The following is a 19,929-nucleotide window of genomic DNA, read 5'->3' on the forward strand; positions in this document are numbered from 1 at the left end:
ATTGCTTGTAGAGGTATCTTTGAAATGAAATATTTCAGGGGGATCACCTCGCTTAGAGTAATGTTACGCATTTACGTACCAACATAATTCTTATTATATGGTACGTTTTTGCGTATAGCAATACCTATACCGTGCATAGTTGGTGATCCCTCTTGAGCAAAAGAGTAATTGTAAACATATCCAAACTAACGCAGAAGCACAATATTTCCTTACGTGAGCTTTCTAGATTATCTGATGTGCGTCACGCTGCCTTAAGCGAGCTTTCTACTGGTAAAAGGGGAAATATTAACTTTAGTCATATCGAAAGAATCGCGGAAGCGCTGAACATCAAGGATATTAAAGAGATTATAGATTTGGTAGAGGTTGAGGATTAAGTTGAAATAAAAGTCAGCGTCAAATAGCCTCCACCTTGTTACCGTTACCGCTCTTATCGACCACTTTGGGGACAAAAAAGAATTCACCAGCCTTTTAAAAGGAGAAGCATTCGATGATTCGAACCTATGAACCCATAAATGCTTTACATAAGATAGTGGACTATATCTGGGTCGTAGACTTCGATTTTCTCGCTGATGACAACAGAGAAGATATTATTATGCCGCTGGGGCATATCAATATCATTTTCAATTATGCGTCTGCTTATAGGCTGGTGGGAGATGATCAGGAAGTGGTGATCCCCAATACGGTTGTAATTGGTCAAATGAAAAGGGCTAAACATGTTAGATATGGGCAAAAGCTGTATCAAATCGGGATTTCATTAACTCCGTTAGGTTTTATACAATTGTTTCATGTGCCCAGCCTCGAATTGACAGAGCGAATCGTACAGGCCATTGATGTGGATCCTGATCTAGATGAACTTTACCGAATGATGATGGGATCTAAAGATGTGGAGCAACATATCACAGCAATCAATCATTATTTGTTGCATAAAATGACGTTAAATAAGAAGGATACTGACCGTATAGAGAAGATGCTAACTTATATAGAACGAGAGTACGAAAACTTGAACATTGTGAGTATGGCAAATTTTTTTGGTATTTCAGAAAGTACGCTTGAGCGTTTCTTCAAAAAACAGATCGGACTGAACCCAAAGGTCTATGGAGATATTGTGAAGTTTAGAAAACATGTTGAGGATGAAGGATTGAGGAAGGATATACAGCATCGTTACTATGATCAGTCTCACCTCATCAAAACATCCAAGAAATTTGCAGGCAAAACCGTCAAAGAGTTAGAGAAACTGCCACATGAATTAACCCTTCGTTATGTATGGCATGGTCAGAAGTGATGAATGCCTGATCATAGATGCTGATTTTTTACAATACATTTTCTTTCCTTCCTGTTAATCTTGAGACACTAATAGATGAGAGGAAGAGATAACGATGCAAGATATTATGATCATGGCAAGTTTACTAGTGTTTTTAAATGTAACATTATTGGCGATATTGGTTCCGGGAGGACCGATTGAAAATAGAGATTTTTCAAAATTAAAAGGAGGTGTATTTTGGGGGTTTAATCTGTTTCTTATCTTACTTGGAATTACGTCGTTTATTGCGTGCTATCTCTTGTTGATATCACATCCTCATGCCATTTTCATCGCTCAAATCATCGCTGTTTTATACTTTATCGTGTACATTATCGATTTAGCTGGTATTTTCCCAAAATCACCGACTAAAATGTCTAAGCCGCTTATGCTTTTCGAAGTAATTAACACATCAATGGCTGTATTCCTTTTCCTCTTTGTGACTGCTATTGGTCATGTCGGTTCTTAAGAACGAGAACCGTGTACGTTCTCTTTACGGTTTCGACAACTTCCGAAATGGCATTCGACCATTTAGTTGATAGAAGTTGCTATTGTTTATTTAGATGAATCATAGGTGCAAGCTGCTGCTGGATTTGACCTCTATCATGTGCCTGCTTCATCACCAGGCGGAAGTATAGATTATTTACTAGGTAGAACAGATCAGCCCAATAGCAACAGTGTTGGGGATTATTATGGAAATGTATTGTTTTATCTTGGGAATAAAGAAGACTTAATGGAAGAAGAAGCCGAGTTTTTAAAGGAAGCTTTAGTTAATCGGAAGGTTAAGGAAAAACATTAAAAGCTGGTTCCTTTGGGCCAGCTTTTAATATACAAAATTCACCTATTAAATTGTTTAGCTACAAATAATTTTCATATTTTTGAAATCAACTTTCAAACCAACAGCGGTCATAAAATCTATACCTAGAATTCCATCGAACCCATAAGGCTCTCTCGTCATACCTAATTGGATTTTAAACATTGGTAAAATAAAAGAACCAATATGTAACCCTTCAACCGATTACTCGTAACACAATTCACTGGCACCGCCAACACCATACATACGCCTAGGTGCCCCGTTAACCATATCTAAATAAAGTCCAATGTTAGCAATTAAATCCGTATCAAAGATGGTAGAGGCACATCCTGTGTCAAATAGTACATTACTCATTCCAATTGTTTTGGCCTGGTACGTGCATTGAAACGATACAATTGGAAGCCCATTTTCAAGCCTAATTTCCATCATGACTTGCGAATCCCCGAAAAATATTCTTCAATAACTTCTATACTAGGGTTGCTAGTATGAAAAACATAAAACTCACGTTCAGGACTTTCCTTATGATGGATTTTATACCCTTCCCAAGCTTGGTTTGGGTTATCAAACTCCTCCACGACAGTCATCTCTTCTATAGTCCGTAATCGATTATTTGATACCGCTTTGATTGCTTCTACTAAAACAAAACGATTGGGGTAATGATTGCAAATATCTGACCATTTCATATCATGCAGCCCCTTCATACTTTTTTATTTAGTATAGCATAATTTAATTTCCAATTCGTTAAGCCTAATATTTCATCTCTTTCTCCAACGAGGTTGCACAAAAAAAGAACCTGCCCACGCATGGAGGTTCCAGTCGTCAATGATTTGTAGGCAAACTTCCGTAGACCACTAAATAAAACAGCATTCTTTCATATCTCCTTAAGTCCTTCTTCTCTTCCTCTATATGCCGCCTCAGCATTTCGCCACGGCTAGGAACGGATATGGTGTAGTAAGAAGTCAGACTTCTATGCACCCATCGTTTAGCAAGCTCCTCTTCTGGCAATCCTAGTAACTGTTCCTCATAGATTCGGATATCTCGTCGGGTATCATTAATTAGATGCAAAAGTATCGATTTTAGGAGGTCTGTGTCCTCTATGTAGTCTAGAAGTGAGCCATACCAAATATCTAGTTCCTTATACGGGCCTGTTTCGCCGTGAGGTCTATAAAGGACATCGCCGCGTGTTCCATCAGCTTCTATGGTTATGATGAGATCAAAGAAATCGGTGCTAGGTTCTATGGCTATGTATTTCTCGATTGCTTGTAGAGGTATCTTAGAGATGAAATATTTCAGGGGGATCACCTATGCGGAATATTTTATAGACACATTATGTGTCTTTACATTTTTAAATATATTATTCGGTACCCATAATGTCAACCAAAAGAGACTTATTGTGTCTTTTGTAGTTTGGATATTTCTTACTACTTATAATGTTAAGGGGAGGTGATCGCTTGTTTGGAAAACGATTAGCAGAAATCAGAAATAAAAAAGGCATCAGCCAGTACGAACTTGCGGAACACCTGAAATTTACCAGGGCTCAGCTGGCTAATTACGAGCAGGGAAAACGAGAGCCTGACTTTGAAACACTCATCACTTTGGCGAATTATTTTGATGTAAGTATAGATTATTTACTAGGTAGAATTGATCAGCCCAAAAGCAACAATGGTGGGGATAAAAATGTCTTATTATATCTTGGGAATAAAGAAGACCTAACGGAAGAAGAAGCCGAGTTTATAAAGGAAACTTTGGTAACTTATCGGAAGGTTAAGGAAAAATACTAAAGCTGGCTCCGTTGGGGCCAGCTTTTGAATTCTTTATTCAATGTATCGCTCCATCAACTGACGTATGGAAAACTTCCAAAACATTTTGTATGACATGAGCAAGACTTTCTTCTGTTATAAAATACAAAATAACCATAGATGGCTGTTCCTTAGTCATAATCATAGATAAACCCGTAAGCTCATCAATATAAAAACGTTATAAGTGAGCCTCACGGAGTGATTCAAAGGCAATCTTTCAATGGCTTGAATGGTACATTTAAGATCCTCTTCGTCCAAACCGCTTTCAAATAACGAAGAAATATTATTTAATAGTGCTGCCATCTCATCAACATGAACACGAATGGCTGTTACCTTGTCATCTTCAAATGCTTCAGGCTTCCCAGGTAGGCTCTTGATATTGCTTTTGAAGCCGCTCAATGCGAGGTATATCTTGGTTATGACTGAAGCAAACATTCAATCCCTACTCCCATTATAAAGTACCAAGAAAATATCTTAAGTTACTCCTTCACCCGTTTTGCACGTCCGCATGCTCATTATCCACCTTAACTTTCAAACAATGCTTATCTCACCTTCCTTTAGTTACTCTTTCGTCTCTATTTTCAATTCGGCAACCCCACGGCGAAGTCAAACATGTACTTCTAGACGAGATACTTAGCCATCTGATCGCCAATAAGTCGCTCCCTATAGTTCTTATTCTAAAATACTTTTATATCAACCTTTCCTTCAAAAGTAATGAGCTTTCTTTAGATGTAGGGTACCATAGAGGCCTGGAACCGTGTATGGTCTCGTTGTCTAGAGTATTTAATAGATTCGAAAGAAAAAAATTAAACGTTTGCTCCTTGGTGTTATAAAATCCGAATTCTGGTCCCCTTTCCCGTTCTCCATTCCAATGAAGCCCGTAAATATTGCCATTTAAGCATAATGACGTTACCGTACAGCATCTTAAAAAATCCAAATCGCTAGATCTAAGCTCTTCACGTTTTTCTAAATAAAAGGAAGTCATTCTATTCTTTAATCTGCGTGCGACCTCGTTAGGCCCTACAGAAGAAAAGCTATGATAACCATATGAAAAAATACCAAAATAAGTGGAATCCGAAGATACCTTCATAAATCGTTGAACAGAATACAAATTCTCAAGAGCATCGATAAATTTACTTCCACTTATGCTGGTTTTCACTTCAATAACCGATTTTACATACTTCTGTGGGATAATCACGAAATTGGAATGACCAAATACAATCGGAGAAGCTTGATCGTAAATAATAATATCAAGCTGTTTACTGCAGGTTAACGGCATCATCAGCAATATAAACTCCATACTGAGTCGTGCTTGTAATGCGCGGATCCATAATGGCAATCCAGGGAATGTCTGCCCAGTTCCCTTGTCCAACAGAACCTTGCACCTTATATTGCTCACCTATGAAGGATAACGATCTTAATTGGTTTGGAATTGTTTGTCGAACAAACTCTCCTAAGGGGTGCTTTGCAAAAGGTTGGCTCTTGGAAGCTAAGTATTCAGTAAGCACTCTGGAGAGCAACTGCGAAATAGGCACGGGATTAGACATTTTGCTATAAAAATCTTCGATCTCACGTTCAGCATACTCTCGAAATTCTTCAATCACATCGGATCTCATCTCTTCCCAGACATCCTGTCTAAAGCCGATGGCTTGTCCGTTGTCTACGATGGATAGCACCGAGGATAAGGCATCTATTGGATTGCCAATGATTAAATTCAATTGTCCCAAAGTCATGTGACTCCAAGAATTCGATGACTTCACAGGAGGCATTTCTACTACAAGCCCTTCTCGCTCCCGTTTCTGGTAAAATGCCAAAAACCGCTCCTTCACATCCTTGAGCGGCACAACGGAAGCTTGTTGATTGGATAGTTCATCTAATAAAGATAGGATGAGTACCATTTTGTATGATTTCTGCTTACTTCTGAAAATCCCCAATAGCATTTCTGGTAATGACATTTTGATCCTCCAAAATTATTATCTATGGTTAGACTGATGATCGAAGCAATAGATTTGGCCCTGGAATCGGTCTGGTTTGCTCAAGCAGAATTGCTTTACTTTGTCGCTTACGGTTTTACCGCATGTTACGCACATATTAAGATCATTTGCACTAGGGGAGCTTGTTGAGCTTGGCCCATTCGCAACATGTTCAAAGCCTACCTTCTTCTTACGCTGTGCTATCGATACAACAAATCCGACTCGAAGTAATAATGCGACTAGTACAGCGATGATGGCATAATTCAACTCGGGCATATTTATCGGGACATGCAGGACCTGATATTCCATTATCCATAAAAATGCTTTACACATAGCTAAGAACCCTAGCGCACTAACCAAAAATGTTGAGATTGATTGTTTTCTTCTTCTTGCCATACGCCATAACCTCCAATGATTTAAGAAACTCCTCTTTTGGCTTTCCAACTCTTAAGTCGATCATCCAACATCAATCCGTTGATTAATTGGATATTCAGCTTGTCCGCAGCTTCTCTAGCCGCTTTAGTGAAGTTACTTGTCGTAACAATCCACGCATCGTAGCATCCATGAACCTGTTTGCCAGATTTTAGCCTTAGTACGATATCGTTGCCTACATCCTGCTTCCAGCGTTTGCATTGGACGGCTATTTTGTAGCCTTCTTTCCCCTTCAGGATCAAATCCACTTCGTGGTCACCTGGGCCACCTACACGCTGAACTTGGTACCCTTGGTCTTTGTAATAAAGCTCCATTAATCTTTCAAAATCAGTTCCGGACAACGTGTGTACACTAGCTTTCAAGAGATCAAGGTCAGACAGTTTTGTTCTACTCGACGAGGCTGATTTCAATTGTTGAGTCTTAGCTGCTGAAGGATTCCTACTTTTTGTGGTAGAGATTTTCTTCTCACTTCTGCGTTTCCTTGTCCACAGTTCTCCACAAATTTCTGCAATAAAGAAGCTTACTATTAAAATTGCTGGGAGTGCCCAACATACATTTCTAAGGCCAGTATAGTAGTACACCGCCAGGCCTATGAGAGCTAAAAACCCTCGTAGTAAATAGGCCAATTGTCTTCCTTCTGCTCGATACGTCCGTGCCATTAGTCACACTCCATTTTGGTATTGTTTATAAGCATTTCGACACAGATGGATAAATTCCTACAAATTATCCAGAAATTGAAATGAATAAAAAAGAACCCTGCCTATAGGCTGGATTCTGAGATTTTGGTGATTTTTCAGAAGTTGATTGATAAAGAAAAGTAAGGTGTAAAGCATTGTTGATTAAGTCTGGAAAATAAAAAGCACCCTCTGCTGCGAGTGCAATGAATAATATATTCTAATTTAGCTGTAAAATACCTGTCTTGAGTTCTTCATCATTATAATCCATTTCGCAAATTTTTCGCAGTTCATTTGTCTCTTTTACAATTAGCTGAACAATCTCAGATATGAGTTTTAGTTCTTCATCCTTGTACTTATCAAGTAGTTCTTTCTCAATGGTTGAATCTGTGTAGAACTCACTTACGAACCTATAGGACACAGCTTTTTTCAATAAACTTTGAGAAGCGTACATGCTGCTATCAATAATTTTATATACAATCTGTATCTTATTAAATTCAGTAATTAAATTAGATATGGCTTCTTCTTTATCTTCCACTGACATTGCTTGAATATTATATACCTGTGATTTGTTCCTAATATGCAATTCAATGAAAGGAACGTTTTTTTCGATTTGAAAGAAATACCTTAGATATTCCGATTGAACAATTATTCCATACAAGTGTACATAAAGTTCTTTAAATTGAGAATAGCTATATTCCCTTTTGAACTTTTGATAATCCTTAAATACTTCCAAATCTTTAATTAAATCTGTTTTGAATGTTTCGAGCTGCGAATTATAAACAAATTTAGTACTCTCAACTTTATCTGTAATTTCTTGAATATCCTCTTTTGTAGCCAGATTCTTACCTTTCTCATTCATGTAAGAAGGTAGGTAATTTTTTATAAACAGCCCTAGTAAGAATTGGGTGATAAGCACAGTAGAAACAATAACAATCGTATCCATGGAGCATTCTCCTTATGGGACTCTCTTAAATCTCATTCATTTTATTGTGCTGGGAGCCGCGTGTTTAGATTCCACGATCTCACATCCCATGTCAGCCCAGATATTGGCAACATGTTTTTTACATTTTGGACAATCCATATCCTCGTTTTCACTGAATCCGCGTTCGATATTAGCTTCTACCAAATTCATGGTTACAATGCGGGCACGTCAAGTCATAACACATAATATACATTCTTCATTACCCCTCTATGCAAATTTATCACCTTAAATATAACACTAAATCCATAAAATGGACAACACAGAAAATCGGCGAATTCGAAGAAAAATGGAGATTATGTTTTCGATTATATCCCGGGATTTGACCCAATTTATTTTCATTGACCATTCGTTCATCCTAATTATGAAATAAATATTTTTCTTATAAGAGGCCGTTTTTCAAAAAGGCGATTTTATCTGGAAAATTATGCACCTGTGTGTACCGACCATCCCATTCACCCTCAATTCTGCTCTCTCACCCCATGTTTCACCCTCTGCAATTTGGGGTAAAACCCTCAAAAATGCAGGAAAATTCAACCAAATGCAAATCAGATTTCTTCTTACAGACACAAAGAGAACAACAGTCCTTCAAAGACGATTTACCACTATTTGTGATAAGCTTCAGCTTAACGGGTCTATCGGCGAAAGATAAAAAGGAGCTTGCCCCGGCATCTCCTTTCTTAGGATTACTCTATTTATCAATACTTTTACGAGTCTCTTCCCAAGTTGAGAATAAAAAGTCAGCCATTGACCCAGCCAGATTTACAGCAAGTTGTGCATGTCTATTTGTTGGGGCGGGTGTATTATAGCTTCTCCCATGTGCATCACTTAGTTTGTTTCGAAGAGACCCTATGCCAATAACAACTGATGTGCAACCTCCAAGTATTTGTTTAAAAATAGCTTCGTGCTGGCTATCTGGGGCCAAATTTAATACAGACTGCACAGCTTTATACAGTTGATGTATATCCGATTTATCATCATATGTTATCCCCTCATGATCCAATATGAACTTACTAACGATTTCTAATAGAGTGCGAGCAATTGTAATTGCGCCTTCCGGATCTGTACTTCTTCTCTCTAATGCCTTGGTCCACGCTTCTTGAATATATTGTGTGTTTACATTATTGCTAAAAGTACTACCAATAATATCATCAGATGGAGCAGTATTTCTCCCCCAGGCAGCCTCCGTTGAGCCCTCGCTAGCTGCAATCCTACAGTAGGCAACGGCCATGAGTGGCGTAACATTATCTAATAGATTGTGAATTTCTTGAACACCCAATCCTTGTTTAGCCAAATTGACCCCGAAACGATGACGAAATTCGTTACAATTAAATTTATATATCTCCCCTTGTTCATTCTTTATTGAGCATCTTTCCGCAAACTTTTGCAAATTCCTGTAAAGATTTATTCTTAATATCGGTTTTCCTTTTGACTTTCCCTCTAATGTTAGAAACATTAACTGCTCTGGATTTAATTCTTCAGGAAATAATTTTTGAATCAATTGCTGATGAACAATGAGTTCTTTAACCAACTCTTCATTCTGTATTGGAACGTAGTGTAACCCGTTATCCCTCTTATCCTTTTTAATCCAATATCCATTATCTTTGTTAACAAGTGCATCGATTTTTATTGTCAGTACTTCATTTGCTTTAAACCCAGTTGCCTCTAACAATAGCACAATTAGTCGATAATTCGTGTTAAGAGCTTCGATCTTTTCAAGAACCTGATTCCATACATAGTCGCTCAAATACTTATAGTCATGAATATCCTTGGGTTTAATTTTAGGTCGATCTTCTTGATAGATTAAGTTACGGATTGGTTTATACGGAGCTTCACTCCATTCGTGTGTTTGAATAAAATACAAAAAATTTTCTAGCGTACTTATATATCTCCAAATACTATCATCTGTCATTAAAATCCCTTGTTGGGAATTAAAACCACCTAATGGTTGATTGCGAATATACCTTATATATTGTTCAACATCTTTTCGACTCAAGAGATTTAAGTCGTTCCATTCTGGATATTTGATTACTATGAATTTAAAAAATGGGGTTAACCCCAGAACATCGCGGTTAGTGGTTGTAAATGTCACTGAATCGTATTCAAGTAATCTTTGCTTCACATATCTCTTTACAATATTTCTAAAAGCGGATGCAATTTTTTCAAATGATATGTAATATTCAGCAGTCGTTTTATTGTATGGGATCCCAAGTTTACGAACATCCCACTTATCTTTTTCAATTTCTTCTCGAAGTTGATTTAAGTTAACTTTTCGAGAATTTTCACCGAACTCATTCATTTGTGCCATTATTTTATTAACTTTCATATGTATACCCCGCTATTATCCAATCATGTTATGAATTTGAGTTTTAAGTGGTTATCCCATTGCTTATATCTAAATATATGACTAGCATAACAAACTTACGTTCGTATTGGAAGATACTGTTTAAATTGTATGTATGCTTAAGTGTTTTCCTAATCCTTCACTTTATTGGAGTACATAGAGTAGTAGAGTAAAGGTTCGCGAGTGTCAGTTATCACGCTGAAATAACGTTTATAACGGAAATTGAAAAGGAGCTGCCACAGCATGCTCCTTTGTTGAATTCGTATATTCTCCACAGTTCCTAAACTATCTGTTAATTATCTTTGAGTTTATTGTTGGGCCTCTTCTTCCGGCCAATTCTTACCCCAACCAACTTCCCCACATGTAGCACATACGTGATCAACGGTTTTTGTACCCCTATTATATTCAGAAACAACGTTACGCACATTAACCGCAGGAGCAAGGAAGCCGAACCGCCTTTACGGGAACAGCTAGCGCAGACCGCTACGAGTCTAAAACAGTTGGAAAGACATCAACGGCGCTGTTTCGAGCTATTCGAGGATGGATTCATCTGGCATGTGGAGCTCATGGAGAAAATCAACGCTATAAAAACCGATGTAGCGGCCTTGCAGAATAACCAGCGCCAGCTTGAATCGAAGCTCGCTGAACTTGCAGTCAGCGCAGTATCACTGAAAGAAGTCCGCAGTGTACTAAAGTCGAAACGCCTTGCTCCGTGGGTTTATCCAGAGCACTGACCGCGAAATATCCGAAATACAGATTCAAGGTACATCGGCCATTAAGCATTTAACTATCTGAATACGAAAAGGAAGTGTATCCATCATGATAACCAATAAAACGAAAGTAGCCATCTATGCGCGTACCAATCAAGGGCAGGAAAGAAGCGACCAGCAGTTCAAAGCTTTACGTGCCTACTGTGAGGAGAACGGGAAGGAGATTTATGCGGAGTATGTGGACGAAGGAGCAAGCGGGTTTAACATGGAAAGACCGCGATGGGCTTCAACGCTTGTTAAAAGACGCGGGAGAAGCAGTTGTTCCATGAGGTGATCGTATGGAAGATCAACCGACTGGCTCGAAATAAGCTTGATGTTATGAACATCATACACGTGCTTGATAAACAACATGTTAGCTTTCGATCCATTGCGGAGAAATTTGAAAACCGTACACCAACCGGTAAATTCATTCTCCAAATGATTGTGGCAATAACCGAATTGGAGCTTAAAGAGAGCATATTTGAGAATTAAAGAAGGAAGATCACCATGACCAACAAGCCCATTAAAGTCGCTATCTATGCCCGAGTTAGCACCGAGGAACAAGCCGAGCAAGGCTACAGCATCGATGCCCAGCTCGACACATTACGCGACTATTGTAGAAGGAACGGGAAAGAAATTTACGACGAGTATGTAGATGCCGGGATTAGCGGAAAGCCTGAAAGGGCGATTAGCGCCGCAACGATTACAGGTTCTCTTTTTTTCATTCTCCTTCTTCTGTGCTAGTTCTTTTGTTTGCTCAAAAATTAAAGATTGAGCCCTTATGCTATCCTCAGTAGCGCTTTTGCTTCCCCTAAAGCTAAAGCAACCACCAATAACTACCCCAGTTAAATCGATAATTGCAGTTAATATATTTACAGCCATAGCTTTTACAAGTATGTCGTATAACGTTCTCAGCATTCGAAATCCCATCAGCGTTGTCCTCTGATACTCCCTCTCGAATGCCTCTTACGGACCGAGGGCCGAATGGCCCGATGCGTGAATATAGTGTAAGGTGAAGTTAATGGCTTCCTTGAATACCTTACAAACTTACTTCAAACCATCCCCTAGCACATGGTTCCATATCGTTCTTTATTTTTTTTACATCAATTACTTTAGGCTTTAAATTCATTGAGCGTTTATATTTGTTACCTGATACGTCTTCATAACTTGCCTCTACTTTAAGAGTCGGCCAATCAAGAAAAGATTCATCCTTATTATTTTGAGAAAGGTACAACTCCAATAAAATACAACACAGAACGTGATAACTCATTGGCAAACTAAACTTGTTAGATTCTTTATTTATACTAACAGGTAAGATGTACTCTGCTTTACTTTGTAAGTCAAAGTGACTAGAAATAAACTCGCGAGTTACCATTTTAATTTCAATGGTCTGAGTTTCCTTATAATAATTAATACGATATGCTTTTTCATTATTATTTCTTAGAATCTTATCAATGATTGGCTCTACATCATAAATCCATGAAAGTTTCACATTCTTACATGAACCGAGGCCTATGTTGAAACATTCTAGGGCAAATGCCTCCTCGATGTTGCTACTCATATTTGTACCAACCTACCTTAATGGAATCGGTGTATTTGATCCATTAAAGATGCTAAACTTACCTTCCTTAAATATTAATTCAGGGACGATTGTCTGTTTTCTTTGCTTAACTAATTCTCTAACATTAAATAAAGAAATTATTATTGCAAAAACAGCTGCTATACTTGAGATCATGCTAACGATTTCACTAATACTCATAGATTGATCATCCTATCAATTATTTCGTATTATTCTTCAAAACATTAATTTCGGCTAACGTCTTAATCACGAACTTCGCGAACAAACCAAATTCAGCGATATTCATGATTTCCAAAGTGCCGCTCACTATCTATATATAATAACATAAGCTTGGAAAATTGTGGTTATCATGGCAGTCACAAAGAACTAAAAGCCCCTAAAACAAAATGTTTTAGAGGCTTTTAATCAAGATATTCCATATGCCTTTACGAAGCTTTCCACAACAAAATTTTTCGCCGTCACTTATGGTATGGTTCACCGCGCTTGATGCTTCGGCAGCGAAATGCAAAAAAGAGGGGGTGCGCACTCCAATGTCATTAAGTTAAGGCGCAGGGCCAAAATCAAGAAAAAGAGCAGGCTATCGAAAAGATAGCCTGCTCTTTTTTGTGCGAATTTTCAAATAAGACTTGACAAGTAGTTGAAAGTATGTGGCGAAGCCCCTTGAAAAAACGAGGAGGTTTCGCTAATGGATACGTACGCGAATTCGCTTAAAAAAACGCTGACATCCCTCATACGAGAAATGTCAGCTGCACCAGCACCTTATGTCAAAAATCCTGAAAAGGATTTTACCCGTAAGAAAAAGCTGCCCTTTGAAACGGTTATGCAGCTCCTGATCTCCATGGGAGGCAACAGCATCTATAAGGAACTCTTGGAATCGCAGGGCTATGACGTAAACACTGCAACCACTTCTGCTTTTGTCCAACAAAGAAATAAAATCCTGCCGTCTGCTGTGGAATTCTTGTTTCACGCATTTACGCAATCGTATGCGGATATCAAGTGCTACCGAGGGTATCGATTACTTGCCGTTGACGGCTCGGATTTGCATATCGCAACGGACTCTGAGGAAACGGACACCTATTTTCAAAGTCAACCGAACACGAAAGGCTTTAACCTTCTGCACTTGAACGCAGCCTATGACTTGTGCAACAGACTTTACGTGGATGCCCTTGTTCAGCCACGAAGGTTGTGGAACGAGGGAAGGGCGCTGGCTACTATGGTTGACCGTTCCCCCATCAAGGGCAAAACCATTGTGATTGCCGATCGCGGTTATGAAAGTTACAACAATTTCGCGCATATTGAACGCAAAGGTTGGAACTATGTTATACGGGTAAAGGATTTGGAGTCCAATGGTATTCTTTCGGGTTTGCGTTTGCCTACTAGCGGAGCGTTTGATTGGGACGTTCATCTGACCCTCACCAAAAAACAAACCAAAGCGGTTAAGGCTCGTCCCGAGATGTACAAGTTCGTCCCTTCCACGTCTACATTTGATTTTTTGGATTTGCAGGAGAACTTGTTTTACCCGATTTCCTTTCGGGTTGTTCGTTTCGTCTTGCCCAGTGGCGCTTATGAAACCGTCATTACGAATCTTTCTGCCGCTGATTTCCCACCCGATGAAATCAAGTCCATTTATAACATGCGATGGGGCATTGAAACTTCTTTTAGGGCATTAAAATACACCGTCGGTCTGACGCATTTTCACGCAAAGAGACAAGAGTCCATCGTCCAAGAGATTTTCGCAAGAATGATCATGTACAATTTCGCTGAAATGATGACCTCGCACGTCGTCATTTCGAAAATGGATAAACGGCACTCCTACCAAGTCAACTTCACGGTCGCCGTTCATGTTTGTAGACATTTCCTGCGCTCACGGGACGATGAACCCCTGCCCGATGTTGAAGCGCTGATTCGCAAAAACATTTTGCCGATTCGACCCATTCGCCCAGGGCAGAAGAATACGCGCAAAATCCGCTCGAAATCAGTCGTTAGCTTCGTTTATAGAGTAGCATAATTCGGTTCACATGAACATTTTTTAAGCGGATATGCCATCCGCTTTGTTTGCTGTACGCTTTTTTCCTTGCTTGCACAAAAAACAAACGGCATAGGACTTTTTCCCATGCCGTTTCTCGGATTTCATTTGTTTTCCCGATCTTTTCTCTTAGCTTAACTTAATGACATTGGTGCGCACTCCCCTCCTTTTCGTTACGCGATTATTACCACAGCCGTTGAATGAAGTATAGCAATAAGCCTACAGTTAAGCCAGTTGCTACACCTATCGCGTACTGAACGGCATAATCACGTATCTTTCCTGTGTTCTTCCGTTTCATTCTCATACGTAACCTCCATGGTTTCATGGGGTACGTACCGAGACTAGGGCAGAACATAATTTTTAATTACACCCTTGTAGAAAATTTATTACCTGCTCTTCCACAATACCTATTGGCCAAATTGCTTGGCCGTCTCCTCCACTCGTAACGAGTGCATTCACCAAGCCTAGTTTGGTGTCCTCTGGCCCCAAACTAGGGGTATTTAGCTGACTCACGTTATTATGAGTCCTCCTCAAACTGCACTAGCCTACGGAACTTACCCGTAGTTTAGTGTAGGGACAACAGTCCCTATTTACATTATAATCCTCGAAATTCCTATTTGCAAAATAGTTTTAAGTGGATATGGTGTAATAAACAATCACTTCTTGCTCTGCATACCGAAATAGTTCAAGGAATTCTGTGAATATCGAGGCCTCAACAAATTATCCAACCTGTTGAAATCTGCCTAAGAGCCGAAAAAAATGAACCAGAGAGACAAGAAAGCTGTTTTGTCCTCGGGAGGTGACTTAATATGAGTGAAATATTAGAAGTGTACGAAAAACTCGTAACCGGAGAAAATCAACTGTGCAGACGCATCGAGACACTTGACATCTTGCAAAGTGTACATAGGCACGGCACACAACTAGACACTTTAACCGTCGAAGATGCTCTAATGACAATCCATCGCATGCAACAAGACCTGCAAATCGAACTCCATGCTCGATTGGAAAAGAGCATCCTAGCCCATAGACACAGCGAATACAAGGGAGCCCATAAGCAAGATAGGCAGCCCAGGTACGGCACCGAGTATTTCACTACATTCGGTTTAAACCTTTCTCCGTAAGTTTGAAATGTCTGTCCTTCTTTAGTCATACCAAAATCCCCTCCAAGTTCACTCTATCCTCATGATATCATCCGGACTTTTTTGAGTGTCTACTTGAAGGGGATGATACCAAAGTAACACCAAGTAGTTCCAACGGTCCAAAGAAGCTAGATAAAAGAAGATAAATAAGGCTAAAAAGAGCCTTGAGGGCATCGAGCTGCAAATAACTGGGGACAATCCATAAACGAAAAAGCAACCGTCACAGAAGATGATCTGCGTCAACTGCTTTCCCAGTTGAAAATTCATTTAGTACCCGAGATAATCTATTGGGGCGATAGCTTAGGCCTTTGCTCTCTTTACAGTACTATACTGGATCTTGGGAGAGGCTTAGTAGTTAAAAGTAACCATCATAGTGGTAGACAGATCCAAAATGATTTACACATATTAATTTAACGGGATACAAATAAACTTAAAAACCCTCTTTTTGAAAGGGTTTTGGTATCTGAATATTGATAAAGTCTATTATTGATTAATTATTTTAACTGTTAGCACTTTAAGGTCTTTTTTTTTCCTATTTTTTTCAACGTATACTGAGATCTCATATGTATTGTAGTACTTTTGTAGCATTTCTTTTAACTTTATTCGAAAAGAATGTAGAACATCTGTAACATCATCTGACTTTATATACACTTGGATTCCTTTTTTATTTTCATTTCTGTGATAAATAACAGTAATATCTTCATCTATTTGTAGGTGCAGATTATAATTAGCAAGCTCATTTTTTATTATTTGTTTTATTTCTATTTCAAATTGGTTCATTTTCTTTAAGTTATGGGTTTCTAGGTACGTTTCCTTAAAAACTATAAATATAAAAACAATAACTGGTACAACGATAGTGTACCAATATGTCCATGAATAAAAAATATTTAAAAAAACATTTATTATAACAAGTACTGAAGGCGTAATTAAGTACTTAAAGTAATTTAGAACAGTGACATCAAAAAATAAAGAAGCACTTAACTTCTTTTTCTGAATTCTATAAAGGGTAAAGAGTATAATGAGTATTGTCACATTAACTGTCATTATAAGCACCATTCTTCTTTACCCCCTCCAAACTTTACTTATGAATGTATCGGACTTTTATTTGTTGTATTCTAAGAACTGTATTATGGTCTGAATCCACTATATGGAGCTCTAGATTTTGAATTTCATTTGACTGGAACTCCTTTACTGTCTCCTCAATAAACTTTATGCTGAAACTTCCTTCATATACATTCGTTGTTTCATTAAATACAATTTCGGCTTCGTCAAATAAAGATTCTGATCTATTTTTTATATAAAGCAAAGCTGATAAATTCAAAGTTTTCCTTTCTACCCCAACTTTATCGAAGACCTTAAAATAAAAGCTATACGATTCCTGTGAGTTTGGTATCGTAAAGTCCTCGTCTAAGTTATGGAAGGAAACCGTATAGTCAATATTGTTATAGAATACTGCTGAAGTAGATATTCCCCTTAAGATTATATTTTTGAAATTTTTTATGTTTCTCTCATTGATAGTTGTGTATGGTCTTCCTCCTAATCTTTTGGTAATCCTACAATAGATGTCCTCATCCAAATGGAGGTTAAATAATACTTCATGGATTTTACTTTCTTCAATAGTACCTTCAAAAACGGATATTATATCCTTTTCTATAATTTTATATTCACTTTCTTTTTTCAAATCCCCTAAAAGGGTATCGTATGTTATAGTCATAATTCTTTCCAAATTATTATAAATTATATCTTCACCGTAAACATCATTATCATTATCAAATCTCATGGTTATTTCAGGAAGTTCAATGCCGTATTGATGATTTAAAATAAAATAGTAGCGGTTAGGTTTTACTTTTACTTTAAACTGATGTGTATAAAATTCAAACTCGACAACTGGTTCTAATTCTTTTAAATAGAAAATTGAAAGTTCATTATAATCTTCGGTATTTCCTTGAATATCTCTAGAGTAAATCAAAATTTTGTTCATTCCGGGTTTTAACATTAATTCAGTTTCTTCAAAAGTCATTATATTAAATTTTTCACCATTAATTGAATAAAAAGTATTATCGATATCAAAAGATCCCCGGCAAACTTCTTCTAGATATAGGTATGATCTACCCGTACACAAGTATATATCTTTATCCTCTCTAAACACACCTTGTTCAAAGGACAATCTATACTTTGTCTTTGGAAAGATTAATTCTACAGTGTTGCGTGCTTGTATAGGCTTAAGTTCTAATTCTTCTATGTGTTCATTTTCTTTTATTATAGCCTTAACATCGGCAGTTACTTCACTTATTACTAATTCAACAGTCTTGTTTAGATTAATATTAAAGGTTTTAAATGAGCCCGAACCGGATTCTTTCATTCGACCATTCTTAAAATTTTCAACTGCTATAGAGGTTGGCCCCTCTGCGTAAGCTTCTATAATAAGCTTTTGCTCTTTGTTTTCATATTGGTATTCTTCGTATAATACATAAATTGTTTTTCCTATAGTATATACTTGTGCTTTTTGGTCGTATAGAATTCCCTCAAAACTTTGCTCATCAATAGCTTCAATATGACCATAAATAGAATTCCCATTATCATCCAGAATATTCACCATTACTGGACATGCAATTCTCACTACCTTACCAGTAAAGCCAGTTTCTTTAACTTTCTCAACACTTAGGATAATTTCTTCGTTTTCAGTAACCTCGTCCTCATTCAATATCTTTGAAATTAGTTCTATTACACACCGATTATTTGGGAGTGCGTGATGTTTTACTTTGGGTACAAAATATTTATAGGAATTCTCGGACATTGCACTGAAAATTGTTACAGTACCATCACCATTTCTAAAATCACCCAAATGCTCGTTTAGCTCATTTTCTTCGATTCCAGCAAGCGTAAAAGAACCAACACCAATCACCTCATGATGTTCAATATCTAAAGGTTTAATTAATGCTTTGTGAAAATCTTCAATTACTTCTTGATAATCATGATGATACATATCGAAGATCGGTAGTATTAATTCATCAAATGCTTCTTCGGAAGAATATATATTGGTCCTGTCATTTCTAAAAACTAATATTGGTTCATCTTGAATTAGTGCTTTTTTGAAATATTCTTCGTTAGGTAACAATTGAAATACACTTGGAAAAGAAGGTGAGATAAATTTCGAAGCCTTATCAGTAATTACTATTCCCTGAAAAATTCCATCTTCAGGAATTGATTTCCCGAAATTTAAAGTTTTATAAGCATCTAGAGATCCAAGCCAAGGCGTCCCTAATGTAATAATTCTCTTAATCTTTCCTCGCCACTTGTCACTTAAATCTGAATTCAAAAAAAGCTTAGTTATTATGCCTCCCATACTATGGGCAATAATTGTGATCTCATCTGCGTCTGCATCTAGTATTTCTTGTTCAAATCTCTCTATTTGAGTTAAGTTATTTTTTCTCCAGTCATAAAAAAGCTCACTAACGATATAACCTTTTTCTTTAAGATCCCCTATTATTTTACCATATGTAAGCCCTAAAACACTCACTGCTCTAAAATGATCGCCATCATTATCTTCATTTAAGGTTAGGTATTGCTCGTAATAATCAAGTAGGGGTAAGTCAACGACCTTGCGTGGCCAAACTTTTACTGATTTGTTTTGCAAGACGCTCCCCATAATTCCAGGTACCACTATTATTTGTCGTTTCAATTTAAACACCTTCCATATTTCTTTTTTATATGATAAATCTACCATATTTAATAATATTTTTATACATAATTCATGGACTTTCGCAACTCTAAGAGGAACCGAGATTCTTTTAGAACTTTCTTCCCAATCGGCTTCTTTTTGTAATTATTTTTATAGCCAACGACTCTTTTGAGCCTTCTTCCCCCATGCCTTAAGGCTTTACTTGTGTTTTAATGACTGGTAGTTTTAGGTGCATTCACAGTTTCCCGATAAACCATCCACTTGACGGAAACAGTGCATTAGGATAGACGTAGACGTCGATGTTTACATCCGTGCAGACACTGATGCTAACGACGCCGTCGCCCAAATCTATCAAGGGAGTAAATCATGCGTAAACGGAACGAGCATAAGAAAAGCGAGATTTCTTTTGTGGCAGATTTTCTTGCACTCTAAAGCTCCT

Annotated in this window: 23 protein-coding genes and 1 pseudogene; 11 read left to right on the top strand and 13 right to left on the bottom strand. The window is 37.7% G+C overall.

Going from position 1 to position 19,929, the window contains the following annotated elements:
* The first annotated feature begins 152 nt into the window (after positions 1-152).
* The 4 genes from QMA13_RS31370 (at position 153) to QMA13_RS31385 (ending at position 2,096) form a co-directional block, all read left to right on the top strand.
* Entirely contained in the window at positions 153-374 is a 222-nt protein-coding gene (locus QMA13_RS31370) for a helix-turn-helix domain-containing protein (protein WP_282937558.1), read from the top strand.
* Positions 375-487: 113 nt separating this feature from the next.
* Entirely contained in the window at positions 488-1,282 is a 795-nt protein-coding gene (locus QMA13_RS31375) for a helix-turn-helix domain-containing protein (protein WP_282937559.1), read from the top strand.
* 94 nt (positions 1,283-1,376) lie between these two features.
* Positions 1,377-1,766, top strand: a complete 390-nt coding sequence (locus QMA13_RS31380) for a DUF8051 family protein (RefSeq protein WP_282937560.1) — start codon at positions 1,377-1,379, stop codon at positions 1,764-1,766.
* Positions 1,767-1,871: 105 nt separating this feature from the next.
* Positions 1,872-2,096 (top strand): hypothetical protein, encoded by a 225-nt coding sequence (locus tag QMA13_RS31385; RefSeq protein ID WP_282937561.1) that lies wholly within the window; start codon positions 1,872-1,874, stop codon positions 2,094-2,096.
* A gap of 440 nt (positions 2,097-2,536) precedes the next feature.
* Here the strand turns inward: QMA13_RS31385 and QMA13_RS31390 are convergent, their stop codons facing one another.
* Positions 2,537-2,794: a hypothetical protein gene (locus tag QMA13_RS31390; protein ID WP_282937562.1), complete on the bottom strand. Its 258-nt coding sequence runs from the start codon at positions 2,792-2,794 to the stop codon at positions 2,537-2,539.
* A gap of 136 nt (positions 2,795-2,930) precedes the next feature.
* A complete protein-coding gene (locus QMA13_RS31395; protein ID WP_282937563.1) occupies positions 2,931-3,176 on the bottom strand; it encodes a hypothetical protein in 246 nt (81 codons plus the stop codon).
* A 386-nt stretch (positions 3,177-3,562) separates the two neighbouring features.
* Here QMA13_RS31395 and QMA13_RS31400 point away from each other — a divergent pair, with 386 nt between their 5' ends.
* Positions 3,563-3,892, top strand: coding sequence for a helix-turn-helix domain-containing protein (locus QMA13_RS31400; protein ID WP_282937564.1), 330 nt, complete (start codon positions 3,563-3,565; stop codon positions 3,890-3,892).
* Between the two features lie 159 nt (positions 3,893-4,051).
* On the opposite strand, the gene QMA13_RS31405 is transcribed toward QMA13_RS31400, so the two are convergent.
* The 7 genes from QMA13_RS31405 to QMA13_RS31435 form a co-directional block, all read right to left on the bottom strand.
* Entirely contained in the window at positions 4,052-4,345 is a 294-nt protein-coding gene (locus QMA13_RS31405; protein WP_282937565.1) for a hypothetical protein, read from the bottom strand.
* 253 nt (positions 4,346-4,598) lie between these two features.
* The gene (locus QMA13_RS36760) at positions 4,599-5,210 is read right to left on the bottom strand and encodes a DUF6602 domain-containing protein (protein ID WP_481858061.1); all 612 of its coding nucleotides are present in this window, start codon (positions 5,208-5,210) and stop codon (positions 4,599-4,601) included.
* Entirely contained in the window at positions 5,170-5,865 is a 696-nt protein-coding gene (locus QMA13_RS31415) for an MrcB family domain-containing protein (RefSeq protein WP_282937567.1), read from the bottom strand. Before QMA13_RS31415 ends, QMA13_RS36760 begins: the two co-directional genes overlap by 41 nt.
* 18 nt (positions 5,866-5,883) lie before the next feature.
* Positions 5,884-6,279 (bottom strand): hypothetical protein, encoded by a 396-nt coding sequence (locus QMA13_RS31420; RefSeq protein WP_282937568.1) that lies wholly within the window; start codon positions 6,277-6,279, stop codon positions 5,884-5,886.
* Between the two features lie 20 nt (positions 6,280-6,299).
* Positions 6,300-6,677: a restriction endonuclease gene (locus tag QMA13_RS31425; protein WP_282937569.1), complete on the bottom strand. Its 378-nt coding sequence runs from the start codon at positions 6,675-6,677 to the stop codon at positions 6,300-6,302.
* 532 nt (positions 6,678-7,209) lie between these two features.
* Positions 7,210-7,935, bottom strand: a complete 726-nt coding sequence (locus QMA13_RS31430) for a hypothetical protein (RefSeq protein WP_282937570.1) — start codon at positions 7,933-7,935, stop codon at positions 7,210-7,212.
* Between the two features lie 727 nt (positions 7,936-8,662).
* A complete protein-coding gene (locus QMA13_RS31435; protein WP_282937571.1) occupies positions 8,663-10,297 on the bottom strand; it encodes an abortive infection family protein in 1,635 nt (544 codons plus the stop codon).
* A gap of 584 nt (positions 10,298-10,881) precedes the next feature.
* Here QMA13_RS31435 and QMA13_RS31440 point away from each other — a divergent pair.
* The 4 genes and pseudogenes from QMA13_RS31440 to QMA13_RS31455 all read left to right on the top strand — a co-directional run.
* The gene (locus QMA13_RS31440; protein WP_282937572.1) at positions 10,882-11,049 is read left to right on the top strand and encodes a hypothetical protein; all 168 of its coding nucleotides are present in this window, start codon (positions 10,882-10,884) and stop codon (positions 11,047-11,049) included.
* A gap of 85 nt (positions 11,050-11,134) precedes the next feature.
* A complete protein-coding gene (locus QMA13_RS31445) occupies positions 11,135-11,359 on the top strand; it encodes a recombinase family protein (protein WP_282937573.1) in 225 nt (74 codons plus the stop codon).
* Between the two features lie 44 nt (positions 11,360-11,403).
* On the top strand, positions 11,404-11,556 hold the full coding sequence (locus QMA13_RS31450) for a recombinase family protein (protein WP_282937574.1): 153 nt from the start codon (positions 11,404-11,406) through the stop codon (positions 11,554-11,556).
* 15 nt (positions 11,557-11,571) lie between these two features.
* Positions 11,572-11,739: pseudogene (locus QMA13_RS31455) on the top strand (recombinase family protein); the annotation flags it as partial.
* Positions 11,740-12,103: 364 nt separating this feature from the next.
* On the opposite strand, the gene QMA13_RS31460 reads toward QMA13_RS31455, so the two are convergent.
* The gene (locus QMA13_RS31460; protein ID WP_282937575.1) at positions 12,104-12,556 is read right to left on the bottom strand and encodes a hypothetical protein; all 453 of its coding nucleotides are present in this window, start codon (positions 12,554-12,556) and stop codon (positions 12,104-12,106) included.
* 81 nt (positions 12,557-12,637) lie between these two features.
* Positions 12,638-12,823: a hypothetical protein gene (locus QMA13_RS31465; protein ID WP_282937576.1), complete on the bottom strand. Its 186-nt coding sequence runs from the start codon at positions 12,821-12,823 to the stop codon at positions 12,638-12,640.
* Between the two features lie 505 nt (positions 12,824-13,328).
* On the opposite strand from QMA13_RS31465, the gene QMA13_RS31470 reads away from it, so the two are divergent.
* Complete coding sequence (locus QMA13_RS31470) at positions 13,329-14,651, top strand: IS4 family transposase (RefSeq protein ID WP_282937577.1); 1,323 nt, start codon at positions 13,329-13,331, stop codon at positions 14,649-14,651.
* Between the two features lie 827 nt (positions 14,652-15,478).
* Positions 15,479-15,790 carry a hypothetical protein gene (locus QMA13_RS31475; protein WP_282937578.1) on the top strand — a complete coding sequence of 104 codons (312 nt, stop codon included), beginning with the start codon at positions 15,479-15,481 and terminating at the stop codon, positions 15,788-15,790.
* Between the two features lie 501 nt (positions 15,791-16,291).
* On the opposite strand, the gene QMA13_RS31480 is transcribed toward QMA13_RS31475, so the two are convergent.
* Both QMA13_RS31480 and QMA13_RS31485 read right to left on the bottom strand, forming a co-directional pair.
* Positions 16,292-16,864 (bottom strand): hypothetical protein, encoded by a 573-nt coding sequence (locus QMA13_RS31480; protein WP_282937579.1) that lies wholly within the window; start codon positions 16,862-16,864, stop codon positions 16,292-16,294.
* A 22-nt stretch (positions 16,865-16,886) separates the two neighbouring features.
* Positions 16,887-19,535, bottom strand: a complete 2,649-nt coding sequence (locus QMA13_RS31485; protein WP_282937580.1) for a lipase/acyltransferase domain-containing protein — start codon at positions 19,533-19,535, stop codon at positions 16,887-16,889.
* Positions 19,536-19,929: the final 394 nt, after the last annotated feature.

Origin of the sequence: Paenibacillus sp. RC67, assembly GCF_030020805.1 — a bacterium.
In the GTDB taxonomy this organism is placed as follows: domain Bacteria; phylum Bacillota; class Bacilli; order Paenibacillales; family NBRC-103111; genus Paenibacillus_S.